Origin of the sequence: Phytohabitans kaempferiae (genome assembly GCF_042433955.1) — a bacterium.
GTDB lineage: Bacteria > Actinomycetota > Actinomycetes > Mycobacteriales > Micromonosporaceae > Phytohabitans > Phytohabitans kaempferiae.
Map to the genome: position 1 here is coordinate 206,798 of NZ_JBHLUH010000021.1, position 13,668 is coordinate 220,465.

Here is a 13,668-nt window from a genome sequence, read left to right on the forward strand (position 1 = left end):
GCGCCTCCGGCGCGGGGCCCGCTACCTCGGTCCGCTCTCCGGCGGCCGGGAGGCGACGATGACGGGGTTGCCGTCCGGGTCCGCCACCGTGGCCATGCGCTCGCCCCAGGGCTGGTCCACCGGCTCCTGGAGCACCGGCACGCCGGCGGCGCGGAGCCTGGCGAGCGCGACGTCGCAGTCGTCGGCGTAGGCCCACAGCGTGATCCGGTCGTTGGCGAGGTCGGCGGGCTGGTCCTGGCGGCCGATGCCCAGATGCGACTGGCCCAGCTCCAGCGCGACGTAGTCGGGCTCGCCCTCGGGCGGAAACTGGTAGGTCACCTCGGCGCCCAGCAGGTCGCGGTAGAACCGCAGCGCGGCGGGCAGGTCGGTCGTGGTCAGGATCGGAAAGAGTTGGTCAAACATGGTCGCCTCCACTCTGCTGACGGACGGCGCCGGGTCGCGTTCGACACCGGCCTGCCGGGCGGCCCGGCGGATCGGCTCCGGCACGGCGGGCCGCGTCGTAGTGTCGAGCTGTGCCCACGCCACTACCGTCCGCGTCCGCGCTCGGCGCCGTGTGCCGGGGGCGGTTGGTGGCCCGATGAGCGGGCTGGAGCAGTGGCTCGCGGGCACCGCCGGTTGGGTCGTCTACCTGATCGTATTCGGCGTGGTCTGGGCGGAGGCGGCGATCTTCGCGGGCGTTTTCCTGCCGGGGGAGACCGTCCTGCTCTTCGGTGGTGTGCTGGCCGGGCTGGGGCACGTCGACGTGGCGGCGGTCATGGCGTGCGGGGTCGCCGGCGCGGTCTTCGGCGACACGGTGGGATACCAGGTGGGGCGGCACCTGGGGCCGCGGCTGCGGTCGACGCGGCTGGGGCGGGCGGTCAAGGCCTCGCGGTGGAGCCGGGCGGAGGCGTTCATGAGGCGCTACGGCGGTGCTTCCGTCTTCCTGGGGCGGTGGATCGGCTTCGGCCGCGCGTTGGTGCCCGCCCTCGCCGGGGCCACCCGGATGCGATACCTCCGGTTTCTGGTCTGGAATGTCCTGGGCGGCGTGACCTGGGCCGTCACCACCGTGCTGGTGGGCTACCTGGCGGGCGGCTCGTGGCGGAAGGTCGAAAGCGTCTTCGGCCGGATCGTGCTGCTGATCGTGGCGGCCATCGTCGTCGCGCTCGCGGTGGTCGCCGTGGCGCGGCGGGTCGCGCGCCGCCCCCACCAGGAGTGAGCCCGCCTCGCCGCCCACCGGAGGTGAGCCGTCCAGCCGCCGCGGCGCGCCGATGGTGAGCCCGACCCCGCCCCGCCGGCCGTCCGCCGTGCCGCGGCGGTCAGCAGCGGGGGGAGGCGGCCGTGCACAGGCGCGTGACGGCGACCGCGGCGAGGCGGGTCAGCTCCATCGCCGAGGCGTCGCGGCGCGGCGGCCGCCCCGCCAGGTTGCCGGGGTCGCCGAGGTGCGCGTCACTCCAGCGGCGGCAGCTTCTGGGGCTGGGCGAGGAGGTCACGGAAGCGGTCGCCCCGCTCGGCGATCCGGTCGAACACCGTACGGATGGTGAACCCGTCCGGGCGCAGCGCCGGGTCGTCCAGCTCGTCCCAATCGATCGGCACCGAGACCGGGGCGCCGGGCGCGGGGCGGGGGCTGTACGGCGCGACGAGTGTCTTGTTGACCGCGTTCTGCGTGTAGTCCAGCCGCGCCCGGCCCTCGCGCTCGTCGACCTGCCACTTCCAGCTGACCAGGTCGGGCACCACGGCGCCGACGGTGCGGGAGAGGCGTTCGACCCAGGCGCGCGTGGCGGCGAAGTCGGGGCCGGGGGCGATCGGTACCCAGATCTGGATGCCGCGCCGGCCGGTCACCTTCGGCAGGGCGTGTACGCCCACGTGCTCCAGCGCGGTGCGGTGCAGGCGGGCGAGGGCGAGCAGGTCGTCCCAGGTGGTGCGCTCGCCGGGGTCGAGGTCGATCAGTGCCCAGGTAGGACGGTCCGGATGGTCCACTGTGGAGGTCCAAGCGTGCCACTCCAGCGCGCCGAAGTTGGCCGCCCACACCAGCGCGGCGGGCTCGTCGACCACCAGGTACGTCCGGGTCTCGCCCGGGTCGGCGTCGGGGTTGTCCCAGCGCGGCAGCCAGTCCGGCGCGTGGCGTGGCAGCTCCTTGTGCCAGAAGCCCTTCGTCTGCGCCCCGTTGGGGTAGCGGTGCATGTTGAAGGCGCGGCGGGTCAGGTACGGCAGCACGGTCGGCGCGATGCGGGCCGCGTACCGGAGCAGTTCGCGCTTGGTCACCGGCTCCTCGCCGGGCCGGGGCGGGAAGAGCACCTTGTCCAGGTTGGTCACTCGCAGGTCGCGGCCGAAGACGTGCCACCTGCCCTTGGCCCCGATGCCGTCCAGCTCCCGCAGTTCGTCGTCGCGGGCCGGGTCGGCCAGAGGCTTGAGGAGTACGGCGGCGCGCGAGGCCGGCTGGTCCGACCGCCACATCCGGTCCGGGTCGGCCCGCACCTCGTCGTTGGTACGCCCGGTCAGCACCGAGCGCGGATGGTCCTCCGGATCCCAGCCGCCCTTAGCGAACTCGTCCCGCTTGTGCAGCAGCAGCCACTGCTCCCGGTCGCGGCTGTCGCGCCGCGTGCGGACGAGGACGAAGCGGCCGCGCAGCTTCTCGCCGTACAGGTCGAGGTGCAGCTCACCGTCGGCCAGCGCCCGCGCCGGATCGTCGACATCGCCGGCCGCGCGCCACGTGCCGGCGTCCCACACGATGACGTCGCCGCCGCCGTACTCGCCGGCCGGGATGATCCCCTCGAAGTCGATGTACTCGATCGGATGGTCCTCGACGTGGAACGCGGCGCGGCGTACGCCCGGATCCAGCGTCGGACCCTTGGGCACCGCCCAGCTCGCCAGCACGCCCGCGATCTCCAGGCGGAAGTCGTAGTGCAGCTGGCGGGCCCGGTGCCGCTGCACCACGAACCGGCCCGTACCGCCGTCGCGCTCCGCGGTCGCGCCCGCCGGCTCCGGTGTACGCGAAAAGTCGCGCTTGCGCCGGTACTCGTCGAGCGTGTCCCCGCGCCGCGCCCTGGACCTGGTCGGCGCCATGCCGACTCCTTACCCACGGCGGACGCCGGCTACCACCGGCGGCGGGAGCTGAACGCGCGTATGGTGGGCGCGTGGTGCTTCCCCGGCGGCTGGCCCGGATCAACCGCGTGGTGAGCAACCGGGTCCTGGGGCCGATCGCGCAGGTCCTGCCCGGTTTCGGCATCGTCGTGCACAGAGGCCGCCGCAGCGGCCGTGTCTACCGCACGCCGGTCAACATCTTCCACACCCCCGATGGGTACGTGGTGGCCCTCACCTACGGCGTGGGGGACTGGACCCGCAACGTGCTGGCGGCGGGCGGCTGCGTGGTGGAGATCCGGCGCCGCCCGGTGCGGCTGGCCGAGCCGCGCCTGGTCCACGACGCGCGCCGCCGCGCGGTGCCCGCACCGGTGCGCCCGATCCTGGCGGCCATCGGCGTGACCGAGTTCCTGCACCTTCGCCCCGCCGAAGCCGGTAAAGGTCGGCGGACACCGCACTAGCGGGATTCGAGCGGCTTTCGAGGGGTACACCTTGACGTCTGTCGATGGCTGGCGCATTGTCGGAACATGCCAGGCGTGCGTTCCACCGCGGCCCTCCGTCGTCTGCTGCCGGGTCTGCTGGCGGCCATCCTCCTGCCGGCAGCCGCGTTCGGGGCGCTCGTCGTCGCCGTACCGGGGGCGAGCGCGATGCCCGTGACGGGCGTCGCCCTCTACACGTCGCCGCCCACCATCCCGACGACACCGGGCACGCCCGGCACGTCGCCGTTCCCGCCGAGCGCGCCGACCAACCTGACCGCCACCGAGGTCCGCACCGGGTCGGTGACGCTCACCTGGACCGCCTCGACCCGCGGCTGCTGCGCGATCGCCGGCTACGAGATCACGTACATCCAGGCGTACAACGACATCGTCTGGACGGTGAGCGTCGGCGACGTGACCACCGCGACGATCACGGCCAACATAGCGCCGACCAGGCAGTACAGCTTCCGGGTCGCCGCGCGGGACACCATGGGCCGCCGCTCGGCGAGCTCCGACGCGGTCACCGTCGTCACGCCCAACACCGACACCGGTCCGGACACCGTCCCACCGGGTACGCCGCCCGGTTTCAGCCTCGCCAGCCAGACCGCCCTCACCGCCCGGCTCTCCTGGTCGCCCGCCACCGACAACGTGGGCGTCACCGGATACGACGTCTACAAGTTCGACGGGCTCTGGCTCTCGACGCTGCTGGCGACCGTCACCGGCACCAGCCACACGGTGCCGCTCGGCCCGGGGCGCAACCTCTTCTACGTACGGGCGCGCGACGCGGCGGGCAACCTGTCCGCGGTCACCACCACGGTCACCGTCCAGGGCGCGACCAACCCGCCGGTCGACCCGGGGGTCTGCCGGGTCGTCTACACGACACAGTCGCAGTGGACCGGTGGCTTCGTCGCCTCGGTGACGATCCACAACAGCAGCCCGGCGGCGGCGATCGACGGCTGGACGCTGAGCTACGTGTTCCCCGGTGACCAGCGGGTCACGTCCGCGTGGAGCGCGCGGGTCACGCAGACCGGCGCGGTCGTGACCGCCCAGAACGCCGGCTGGAACCACGCCATCCCGATCGGCGGCAGCGTCACCTTCGGCATGCAGGGGACGTGGAACACCAGCAACACGGCACCGACCGCCTTCACGCTCAACGGATCGAACTGCCTGGTCACCTGAATCGGGCTCCACGGGGGAGGACGCCAGAATGCGGAGGAGAAGGCGCCTGCCCGCGGTCGCGCTGGCGATCGCGGCGCTGGCCACACCGGTCGCCGTGGCGGACACCGCGGTGGCGTCCGCCGGCCGTCCGCCGGCCATCGCCTGGCGCTCGTGCCCGGAGGATCCGACCGCCCAGTGCGGCACGCTCCGGGTACCGGTTGACTGGTCGCGCCCGCGCGGGCCGAAGATCGACGTGGCCGTGGCGCGGCGGCCCGCCACCGACCCCTCCGCCCGCATCGGCTCGCTCCAGGTCAACCCGGGCGGGCCGGGCGGCTCCGGGCGGGACTTCGCGATCGCCGGCGCCGGCACGTTCAGCCCGGAGATCCGCCGCCGCTTCGACATCGTCGGGATGGACCCGCGCGGCGTGGGCGCGAGCACGCCGGTGCTCTGCTCGGCCGAGCTGGTCGCCCAGGTGCCGTCGCTGTTCATGGCCAGCCAGGCCGACTTCGAGGCGCGGCTGGCGTTCAACGCGCGGCTGCGCGCCGACTGCCGGGCACGTACCGGTCCGCTCTTCGACCACGTCGACATGCTCAGCGTCGTACGCGACATGGACGCGCTCCGCGCCGCGCTCGGCGACGCCAAGCTCACCTACTACGGCCTCTCGTACGGCACGCTCAACGCGCAGCTCTACGCCGAACTCTTCCCGCACCGGGTCCGCGCGATCGTCTCGGACAGCAACCTCGACCACAGCCTCGGCACTCGCGGCTTCCTGGACACCGAGGCGGCGAGCGCGCAGGACTCGTTCGACGAGTTCGTCAAGTGGAGCGACCGCACGCCCGGCAGCGCGCTGCACGGCCGGGACGTCCGCGCGGTGTGGCACCGGCTGCTCGAGCGGGCCGGGCGCGGCGAGATCCCGTACCCGCCCGACCCGACCGTCCCGCTGCGGCCGGAAGACCTGATCACTCGGGTCTTCGTCGCGTTCTATTCGCCGGACTGGTACGGGCTGGCGCGGCTACTGTCCGATCTAGACAGTGGCGCGCCGGTGGCGGGCGGCGCGGCGCCGGCGGCGCGGAGCGAGCCGCAGGTGGTCCCGTTCCCGCCGCTCGCCATCTTCTGTGCCGACTGGCGCCTGCCGATCCGCGACCACCGCGAGTTCGCCGGGCACGTCGACCGCCTCGCCCGGATCGCGCCGGAGATGCGGTACGGGCCGCCGGCGCTGTCGTTCGCGGTGGGCTGCCTCGGCACGCCGGCCCCGATCGCCAACCCGCAGCGGCCGGCGCGCGTACGCGGCCTCGACACGCCGCTCCTGCTGCTCAACGCGCGGCACGACCCGGCGACCGGCTACGAGCGGGCGCTCGGTGCGGCCCGCCAGCTCGGCCGCGAGGGCGTGCTGCTCACGTACGACGGCTGGGGGCACGGGGCCTATCCGCGCGGTGACTGCGTCGCCGGGGCGGTCGACCGGTACCTGCTCACCCGGCGGCTCCCCGCGCGCGGCACGCACTGCCCGGGCATCGAGCCCGCCCCGCCGCCGGCCGCCCGCTCGCTCACCACCTGGCCCGCCGCGCCCGCGTTCCCGTACTAACCACACGGCGTGAGGATCGTCTTGCCGCGCAGCAGGCCGGCCTCCGCCTCGCGGTGCACGGCGGCCAGGTCGGTGAGCGGGCGGGTCGCGGCGACGTCCACGCGTACCGCGCCGGCGTCCACGAGCGCCACGAGCGCGGCGAGCTGGTCGGTGTCGTTCCGGGCGACGAAGTGCACGGCGCGCGTACCGGCGGCGGCCGGCAGCGGCACGGTCGCGGAGACGGCCACGCCGCCCGGCCGTACCAGCGCGGCGGCCTTCTTCCCACTGGCCGGTACGAGATGGAGGAGCGCGTCGACCGGCTCGTCGAGCGCGTCGGCCAGCGGCCCCGCCGTGTAGTCGACGATCTGGTCGGCACCGAGCGCGCGGACCGCCTCGGCGCTGCGCCCGCTGGCGGTGGCGATCACGTACGCGCCGGCGTGCTTGGCGAGCTGCACCGCGAACCCGCCCACCCCGCCGCCCGCGCCGTTGACCAGCACGCGCTGCCTCGGGGCGATCCGGGCGTGCTCGAACACCGCCTGCCACGCGGTGAGCCCGGCGATGGGAAGCGCGGCGGCGTGCGCGAGAGGGGCGGCGGCGGGCGCCGCGACGAGCGTGCTCGCCGGCGCGGTGAGGTACTCGGCGGCCGCGCCCCCGTCGTCGACCCGCCCCACCACGCGGTCGCCGGGCGCGAGTGCGGTCACGCCGGCGCCGGCCTCGACGACCGTGCCGGAGACCTCGCCGCCGAGCGTCCAGGGCAGGTCCAGCTCGGCCACCGCGCGCAGCAGCCCGCTCCGCCAGCCGATTTCGGATGGGTTGAAGGAGGTCCCGGCGACCCGGACGAGCACCTCGCCGGGAGCGGGCGCGGGGCGGGGGACGTCGTCGGCCTGGATCGCGGACGCGTCGCCGTACCGGTGGATTCGCATGGCTCGCACCCGACGAACATATTGCGGCCTGCGGAGACGGACCATGCTGCCAGATCCCTGTTTGATACGCGATCGTCTCGATGGCGATACCCTCGGTTGGATGGACGTGCTCAGCGACGTGATCACGGTGATGCGCACCGGCGAGCCCCGCTCGGCGCGGCTGGCGTGGCGGGCGCCGTGGGCGCAGGAGTTCGCGTCGATGCCGGGCGGTGCCGGCTTCCAGGTGGTCCTGCGCGGGCCGTGCTGGCTGCTCCGCCCGGACGGCGAGCCGCTGGCGCTGGCGCCGGGCGACGTGGTCTTCCGCCCGCACGGGCGCGGGCACACGCTCGCCGACAGCCCGGCGACCGCGCCGGTCGCGCCCGCCTGCGACCCCGGCGACCCGCGGGCGCTGCGCCGGTACGCCGACGACACAGTGGACGATCCGACGACCGTGACCCTCTGCGGCGGCTACCAGCTCGACGCCGCCCGCGCCCATCCGCTGCTGCGCGACCTGCCCGAGCTGATCCACCTGCCGGCGCACCTCGGCCGCCACCCCGACCTGCGCGCCACCGTCGACCTGCTCGCCGGCGAGCTGGCCCGGCCCCGCCTCGGCACCGACGCGATCGTCCCCGCGCTCCTCGACACGATGCTGCTGCACATCCTGCGCGCCTGGCTGGAGGGGCAGGTGCCGGTAGGCGGCGCCGCGACCAGGCCGGGCGGTGGCTGGGCGGCGGCGCTCAACGACCCGCCGATCGCCGCCGCGCTCCAGGCGATGCACCGCGACCCGGCCCATCCGTGGACGGTCGCGTCGCTCGCCACCGAGGCGGGGCTCTCCCGGGCGCCGTTCGCCCGCCGCTTCGCCGCGCTGGTCGGGCAGCCGCCGCTGGCGTACCTGACCTGGTGGCGGATGACCACCGCGGCCCGGCTGCTCACCGTGTCGGACGCGCCGCTGAGCGCGGTCGCCGCGCGGGTCGGCTACGCGTCCGAGTTCGCCTTCGCCACGGCGTTCAAGCGCCGCTACGGTGTGGCCCCCGGCCGCTACCGGCGAGGGCGACTCGGCTGAGCCCGGCGTGCGGCGTCGCTTTTCACGTCGGCCCGTGCGGCGTCTAGGCTGCTCCCCAGAAATCGTATCCACCCCTCCTCGGCACGACGGAGGGCCACGGTGATCCGCATACGTATGCACGTCGAGGGGCCGCCCATGAGCCGGGTACCGACCAGCAAAGACGTCGCCAGGGTCGCCGGCGTCTCGCAGCCGACGGTCTCCCGGGCGCTGGCCGGTCACCCGCAGGTCTCCCCGGCCACGCGCGACCGCGTGCGGAAGGTGGCGGAGGAGCTGGGGTACGTGCCGCTCGAGTCCGGCCGCGCGCTGCGCCGGGGGCGCACGCGGCGGATCGCGGTGGTCGCCAGCCCGGACGACCTGCTCGACCCGTGCCAGCCGCAGCTCGTCGTGCCGCTGCACCAGGCACTGACCGCGGCCGGCTACCGCACGACGTTGCTCGCCGAGGCGGCCGACACGGCCGTACTCGCGCAGGTCACCGACGGCTCGGTTGACGGCGTGGTGCTCGCCGCGCACAGCGGTTCGACCGTCCCGCGCCGCCTCGCCGCGAGCGGCGTGCCGCACGTGCTGGTCAACCGCCTCGCCCCGGCCGACGGGCATCCGAGCTGCGGGGCCGACCACCGCCAGGGGGCGGCCGAGATCGCCTCGGTGGTCGCCGGCCTCGGGCACACCGAGGTCGCGCTGGTGCTCGGCCCGCGCAGGATGCGCACAAGCCTCGACCGGGAGGCCGGCTTCCGCGGCGTCCTCGCCGGTGTGCGTGCGGTGCGCACGCGCGTGCTGCGCGGCGGGTACGACCACGCGACCGGCGTCGCCGCGGCCCAGGCCCTGCTCGGCGCGGCCCGGCGGCCGACCGCGATCCTCTGCGCCAGCGACACGATCGCGCTCGGCGTGCTGCACGAGGCCCGGATGCGCGGCGTCGACGTGCCCGGCGAGGTGACCGTGACCGGCTACGACGACGTGCCGATGGCGGGGTTGGAGCCGTATGCGCTGACCACCGTGCGCCACGACCCCGGCCGCATGGCCGCCGAGGCGGTGCGGCTGCTCCTCGCCCAGATCGGGACGGACGCCCCGGCTGCGCCCGAGTCGGTGGTGCTCCCCGCCGACGTGGTGCTGCGCGGGACGCACGGGCCGCCGCGCGCCTGACCCGCGCGGGCTCCCCGTCCGGGCGAGCGCGACGCCAGCCGGGGACGCCGGGACTTTCTTCCCGGGCCGGTGGTATCGGCGCCGGCGCGACCCGGGACGGTCGGGCGGTTTCGTACCTGGCATGACGACGCTCGACACCCCGACGGCCGCCGCGGGCACGATCAGCCGGTACTGGCGACCGCTCGCCGGCCTCGCCCTCATCGGCTGGCCCTGCCTGCACTTCCTCGGCTTCCTCACCTCGCCGCCGGGCGAGACGCACGAGCCGCCGATCTTCCGGGAACACGCGACGCTCGTGCAGCTCAGCGCGATCTTCCTGCACTACGGCGCGATCCTCATCGTGCCGGTCGTGCTCGGCCTGGCGTACCTGCTGCACGACCGCATGCCCCGCCTCGCGGTGATCGCCGGGCTGGTCGGCGCGTTCGCGGCGATCAACGGGTCGGCGCTGCTGCTGGGCGACTTCTACGACCTCGCCCTCGCCGAGTCAGTGGCCGACGAGCAGGCGGTCGCGGTCAGCGACCGGGCATGGAGCTACGCCGGCGTCGTGTACGGCTTCCTGCTGCCGGGCTTCCTCGTGCATCCGGCGCTGATCGTGCTGACCACCGCGCTGGCCAAGGCCGGCCGCGTGGGGTGGTGGCAGCCGGTGCTGCTGGTCACCGGCCTGGTGCTGCCGTTCCTGGTGGCGAGCCAGGCGCCGATCGTGCAGTCGGTCGGGCCGCTCCTCGTCGCCGCGGCACTCGTCCCGATCGGGGTCCGGCTGCTGCGGGCGCCAGCGCCCCGCTGACCAGGTGGGTCGGGGGGAAGGGGGCGGGCCGCCGGCGGCCCGCCCTCACAGGCGCAGGACGTGCCAACCCCAGAGACAGATCTGGGCTACCGCTCTGTCCGTCGCGGTCCAGACCGTCACCCCCCGCGGCCTCACCCTCCGCGGTGCGCGGGACGGCGTGGCGACACGGGCCGGTGTGGGCAGCCATCGGGCGTCCCGCGAAGGGCGAACCCGCCTCGCGAAGGCGCGCTACATGCCGGCTTCGCGGGCGCGGATGATGGCCTGGGCGCGGTCGGCGACCTGGAGCTTCGTGAAGATGCTGGAGACGTGGTTGCGTACGGTCTTCGGGCTCAGGCCCAGCCGCTCCGCGATCTGCGGGTTGGTCAGGTGCTGGCCGACGAGCCCGAGGATCTGCCGCTCCCGGTCGCTCAGTTCCGGAAACGCGTCCTGCCGCCGGTCGAGCCCGTTGAAGTAGCCGACCAGCCGTACGGCGAGGGCCGCCCCGAAGATCGCCTCGCCGGCGGCGACCGCGCGCACGGCGCGTACCAGCTCCGCCTTGCGCGCGCCCTTCAGCACGTAGCCGCGCGCGCCGGCCCGCATCGCCGCGAACACCGAGTCATCGTCGTCGGCCATGCTGAGGATCAGGACCCGTACGTGGGGCATCGAGGCGACCAGCCGCTCGGTGGTGGCGATACCGCCCATGCCGGGCATCGCGAGGTCGAGCAGCACCACGTCCGGCTGCGCGGCCGGGGCCAGCGCGAGGGCCTGTTCACCGGTCGCGGCCTCGTCGACGACCTCGATGTCGGGCACGGTGTCGAGCAGCGCCCGCAGCCCCTGTCGAAACGGCGCGTGGTCGTCGACGACCAGGGCCCGGATGCTCTCCATCACTCCTCCGTCACCGCCGGCAGCTCGGCCCGCACGCGAGTGCCGCCGGTGCCGCTCACCACGGTCAGCGTGCCGCCCAGCTCGGCCGCCCGTTCGCGCATGGACATGATCCCGACTCCGCCCGCGGAGCCAGCCGCCGGGCCGGCTCCGTCCGCGCCGCTCGCCGCCGGCCCGGCTCCGTCCGCGCCGCTCGCCGCCGGGCCGGCTCCGTCCGCGCCGCTCGCCGCCGGCCCGGCTCCGTCCGCGCCGCTCGCCGCCGGGCCGGCTCCGTCCGCGCCGCGAGGTGCGGGCGCGCCCGTGGCGGTGGGCTGCCGGGGGACCTGGCCTCGGCCGTCGTCGGCGACCTCCAGCGTCAGGCGCGCGTCCGCCAGGCGGAGCGTGACCGTGGCGGACGAGGCGCGGGCGTGGCGGACCACGTTGGTGACCGCCTCCAGCACGATCCGGTACGCGGCCACCTCCGTCGCGGCCGGCAGTGGCGGGAGCGGGTCGGCGGCGTCGACGGTGACCCGGGGCGCGCCGGCGGGCAGCCCCGCGACGTGGGCGCGGAGCGCGCCGACCAGGCCGAGGCTGTCCAGTGCGGGCGGGCGCAGGCCCTCGACGAGCCGCCGCACGTCGCCGACGGCGGACTCGGCGTCGTCGACGACCCGCGCCAGCAGCGCCTTCGCCTCGTCGCCGGTGGCGTCCTGCGCCGCCTCGGCGCGCATGGTCAGCGCGGCGAGCGTCGGCCCGAGCCCGTCGTGCAGGTCGCGCCGGAGCCGGCGGCGTTCCTCCTCGCGGGCCATGACCAGGCGCTCGCGGGAGCGTTGCAGGTCGGCGGAGAGCGCCACCGAACGTTCCGTCTCCCGCACCGCGTGCACCGCCACGCCCACGTGCCGCACGAGGTCGGCGAGCACGTGCGGGTCGAGCGCGCCGCGCCGCCCGCGCCCGCCGCTCTCCGCGAGCGGGGGCCACAGCCAGAGCGAGCCCACCTCCTCGCCGTGGTACGTCAGCGGGAGCCGCTCGGGCACACCGTCCGCGGTGCCGGAGACCACCGGCTCGCCGCCGGTGACCTCGACGGCGACGTACCGCAGGCGGAGCGTCTCGGCCACCGTCTCGGCGATCACGGGCAGCACCCCGGCCGGGGTGACCGCCTGCTCGAGGCGCCGGCCCAGGCGGGCGAGCACCGCGTAGGGGTCCTCGCGCCGCCCGTACAGCATCAGGTTTATCCCGTGCTGGATCCGCTCGCGCAGCGGCGCGAAGCCGACCGCGACGGCGGCCGCCGCCACCACCGCCACGGGCCGGCTGCCGGAGCGGCCCACGAGCGCACCGAGGTACGCGGCGATGAGCACGTAGCCGCCGACCAGGCACGCGGAGAGGACCGTGTAGACGAGCGTGCGGTTGATCAGGACGTCGATGTCGTACAGCCGGTGGCGCAGCACGGCCACGGTCACGGCGGCCGGCACGAGGCTGAGAGCGAGCGCGCCGGCGTACTCCCAGAAGAGGCTGTCCCGCGGCCACAGCGAGCCGGCGTCGGCGTCGGTGAGGCCGGCGACCAGCCGCGCGACGACGGCGACCGCGGCCACGGCGAGGGCCCAGACCACCCACTTGACCTGCCGCCGCCGCACCTCGTCGGCCTCCCGCGCGCGCAGCAGCACCGCGACGCCGCCCACGGCGAACGCCAGCCCGGCCAGCACCGTGAACACCGCCCCCGCCAGGTCCGCCGCCCCCGCCAGGCCGGCCACGCCGAGCGGGTTGGTCACCTGCGGGTAGGCCCGGATCTGGTCCGGCGTCCCCGGCCGCAGCGCGCTCAGTACCGCCGCCACGGCGGCGGCCGCCAGCACCGGCCCGACCAGCCACCACCAGCGCCGCGCGAGGCGCCGGCCGCCGGGGAAGAAGAGCGGGACCAGCGCGGCACAGAGGTTCGCCGGCACCCACAGCCACGTCGCGGTCCAGGTGGCGATCTCCGGGTACGACCCGCCGGCCGGCCGGGTCAGCTGACCGTGGACCGCGTACTCGCCGCAGAGTTCGAGCACACCGAACGAGAAGGCGCTGCCCAGCAGCAGCCAGCCGAGGGGCTCGCGGGGGCGTTCGCCGGCCACCAGCCCGCCGGCCACCGCGCAGCTCACCACGAAGACCAGGTAGGCCCGCGTGCCGGGGTCGGTCCCGTTGACCGCCCCGAGCGCCATCGCCCCGGCCACGGCGGCCACCGTGACCAGGCATGCCGCCCACGCCACCCGCCTGCCCACGCGCCGCCTCCTTCGCCCCCTCCAGCCGGGCCGACCATAGCCGGCGGGCGTCCCGCCTGACCGGGACAAAGTCCCAGCCACGCCGACGGTGATTCCTTTCGCGGCGAGCTAACGCCAACCCGTGGACCGGGATCGGCATGCTGGTCTCGCGGTGTGGGCCTGGCTCCCCTCCGATCGCCGTCGACCCCGACGACGGCGCGGTCGCCCCACTGAAGCGGGCGCGATGCCTAGATGATCTATCCGAAGGGCCGACGCGTCACGACCCGTGGGCTGACCGGCGGCGCGTGACAGCAATGTCGGGGACTTGCTGCCTCGTCCGCAGCGGGAGGCAGCAAGGACAGGGAAATTGTCGGGATCTTGGTGGTGTGCTCGCTTGGGCCTGTCCGCGCGAGGTGCTTTCTCTCGCCTCCGGCCTTCCGTGTCACTACCCCCGCCACGGGGGAC

Annotated in this window: 12 protein-coding genes; 7 read left to right on the forward strand and 5 right to left on the reverse strand. The window is 75.2% G+C overall.

Annotated elements, in window-relative coordinates; genetic code table 11:
* Window positions 1-21: 21 nt before the first annotated feature.
* A complete protein-coding gene (locus ACFFIA_RS14890) occupies window positions 22-402 on the reverse strand; it encodes a VOC family protein (protein WP_377251181.1) in 381 nt (126 codons plus the stop codon).
* A 175-nt stretch (window positions 403-577) separates the two neighbouring features.
* Here ACFFIA_RS14890 and ACFFIA_RS14895 point away from each other — a divergent pair, with 175 nt between their 5' ends.
* On the forward strand, window positions 578-1,195 hold the full coding sequence (locus ACFFIA_RS14895; protein WP_377251183.1) for a DedA family protein: 618 nt from the start codon (window positions 578-580) through the stop codon (window positions 1,193-1,195).
* A 230-nt stretch (window positions 1,196-1,425) separates the two neighbouring features.
* Here the strand turns inward: ACFFIA_RS14895 and ACFFIA_RS14900 are convergent, their stop codons facing one another.
* Window positions 1,426-3,042 carry a non-homologous end-joining DNA ligase LigD gene (locus ACFFIA_RS14900; protein WP_377251185.1) on the reverse strand — a complete coding sequence of 539 codons (1,617 nt, stop codon included), beginning with the start codon at window positions 3,040-3,042 and terminating at the stop codon, window positions 1,426-1,428.
* A gap of 71 nt (window positions 3,043-3,113) precedes the next feature.
* Between ACFFIA_RS14900 and ACFFIA_RS14905 the strand changes: the two genes are divergently transcribed.
* From ACFFIA_RS14905 to ACFFIA_RS14915, 3 genes are all read left to right on the forward strand, one after another.
* The gene (locus ACFFIA_RS14905; protein WP_377251187.1) at window positions 3,114-3,518 is read left to right on the forward strand and encodes a nitroreductase family deazaflavin-dependent oxidoreductase; all 405 of its coding nucleotides are present in this window, start codon (window positions 3,114-3,116) and stop codon (window positions 3,516-3,518) included.
* A gap of 66 nt (window positions 3,519-3,584) precedes the next feature.
* The gene (locus ACFFIA_RS14910; protein WP_377251189.1) at window positions 3,585-4,712 is read left to right on the forward strand and encodes a cellulose binding domain-containing protein; all 1,128 of its coding nucleotides are present in this window, start codon (window positions 3,585-3,587) and stop codon (window positions 4,710-4,712) included.
* Between the two features lie 28 nt (window positions 4,713-4,740).
* Window positions 4,741-6,273, forward strand: coding sequence for an alpha/beta hydrolase (locus tag ACFFIA_RS14915; RefSeq protein WP_377251191.1), 1,533 nt, complete (start codon window positions 4,741-4,743; stop codon window positions 6,271-6,273).
* Here the strand turns inward: ACFFIA_RS14915 and ACFFIA_RS14920 are convergent.
* On the reverse strand, window positions 6,270-7,175 hold the full coding sequence (locus tag ACFFIA_RS14920) for an NADP-dependent oxidoreductase (RefSeq protein ID WP_377251277.1): 906 nt from the start codon (window positions 7,173-7,175) through the stop codon (window positions 6,270-6,272). The genes ACFFIA_RS14915 and ACFFIA_RS14920 overlap by 4 nt on opposite strands.
* Before the next feature lie 100 nt (window positions 7,176-7,275).
* Between ACFFIA_RS14920 and ACFFIA_RS14925 the strand changes: the two genes are divergently transcribed.
* From ACFFIA_RS14925 to ACFFIA_RS14935, 3 genes are all read left to right on the forward strand, one after another.
* Window positions 7,276-8,217: an AraC family transcriptional regulator gene (locus tag ACFFIA_RS14925; protein ID WP_377251193.1), complete on the forward strand. Its 942-nt coding sequence runs from the start codon at window positions 7,276-7,278 to the stop codon at window positions 8,215-8,217.
* A 99-nt stretch (window positions 8,218-8,316) separates the two neighbouring features.
* On the forward strand, window positions 8,317-9,354 hold the full coding sequence (locus ACFFIA_RS14930; protein WP_377251195.1) for a LacI family DNA-binding transcriptional regulator: 1,038 nt from the start codon (window positions 8,317-8,319) through the stop codon (window positions 9,352-9,354).
* Window positions 9,355-9,475: 121 nt separating this feature from the next.
* Window positions 9,476-10,135 (forward strand): hypothetical protein, encoded by a 660-nt coding sequence (locus ACFFIA_RS14935; RefSeq protein ID WP_377251197.1) that lies wholly within the window; start codon window positions 9,476-9,478, stop codon window positions 10,133-10,135.
* A 228-nt stretch (window positions 10,136-10,363) separates the two neighbouring features.
* Here ACFFIA_RS14935 and ACFFIA_RS14940 read toward each other — a convergent pair whose 3' ends face one another.
* On the reverse strand, window positions 10,364-10,999 hold the full coding sequence (locus ACFFIA_RS14940; RefSeq protein ID WP_377251199.1) for a response regulator: 636 nt from the start codon (window positions 10,997-10,999) through the stop codon (window positions 10,364-10,366).
* Window positions 10,999-13,224 carry a sensor histidine kinase gene (locus tag ACFFIA_RS14945; protein WP_377251201.1) on the reverse strand — a complete coding sequence of 742 codons (2,226 nt, stop codon included), beginning with the start codon at window positions 13,222-13,224 and terminating at the stop codon, window positions 10,999-11,001. The genes ACFFIA_RS14940 and ACFFIA_RS14945 overlap by 1 nt, the downstream gene beginning before the upstream one ends.
* Window positions 13,225-13,668 lie beyond the last annotated feature (444 nt).

Excerpts from the sequence above, each read along its gene's own strand:
- ACFFIA_RS14920 (WP_377251277.1), bottom strand. The coding sequence starts at position 7,175 with ATGCGAATCCACCGGTACGGCGACGCGTCCGCGATCCAGGCCGACGAC.
- ACFFIA_RS14900 (WP_377251185.1), bottom strand. The coding sequence starts at position 3,042 with ATGGCGCCGACCAGGTCCAGGGCGCGGCGCGGGGACACGCTCGACGAG.
- ACFFIA_RS14915 (WP_377251191.1), top strand. The coding sequence starts at position 4,741 with ATGCGGAGGAGAAGGCGCCTGCCCGCGGTCGCGCTGGCGATCGCGGCG.
- ACFFIA_RS14935 (WP_377251197.1), top strand. The coding sequence starts at position 9,476 with ATGACGACGCTCGACACCCCGACGGCCGCCGCGGGCACGATCAGCCGG.
- ACFFIA_RS14940 (WP_377251199.1), bottom strand. The coding sequence starts at position 10,999 with ATGGAGAGCATCCGGGCCCTGGTCGTCGACGACCACGCGCCGTTTCGA.
- ACFFIA_RS14895 (WP_377251183.1), top strand. The coding sequence starts at position 578 with ATGAGCGGGCTGGAGCAGTGGCTCGCGGGCACCGCCGGTTGGGTCGTC.
- ACFFIA_RS14890 (WP_377251181.1), bottom strand. The coding sequence starts at position 402 with ATGTTTGACCAACTCTTTCCGATCCTGACCACGACCGACCTGCCCGCC.
- ACFFIA_RS14925 (WP_377251193.1), top strand. The coding sequence starts at position 7,276 with ATGGACGTGCTCAGCGACGTGATCACGGTGATGCGCACCGGCGAGCCC.
- ACFFIA_RS14910 (WP_377251189.1), top strand. The coding sequence starts at position 3,585 with ATGCCAGGCGTGCGTTCCACCGCGGCCCTCCGTCGTCTGCTGCCGGGT.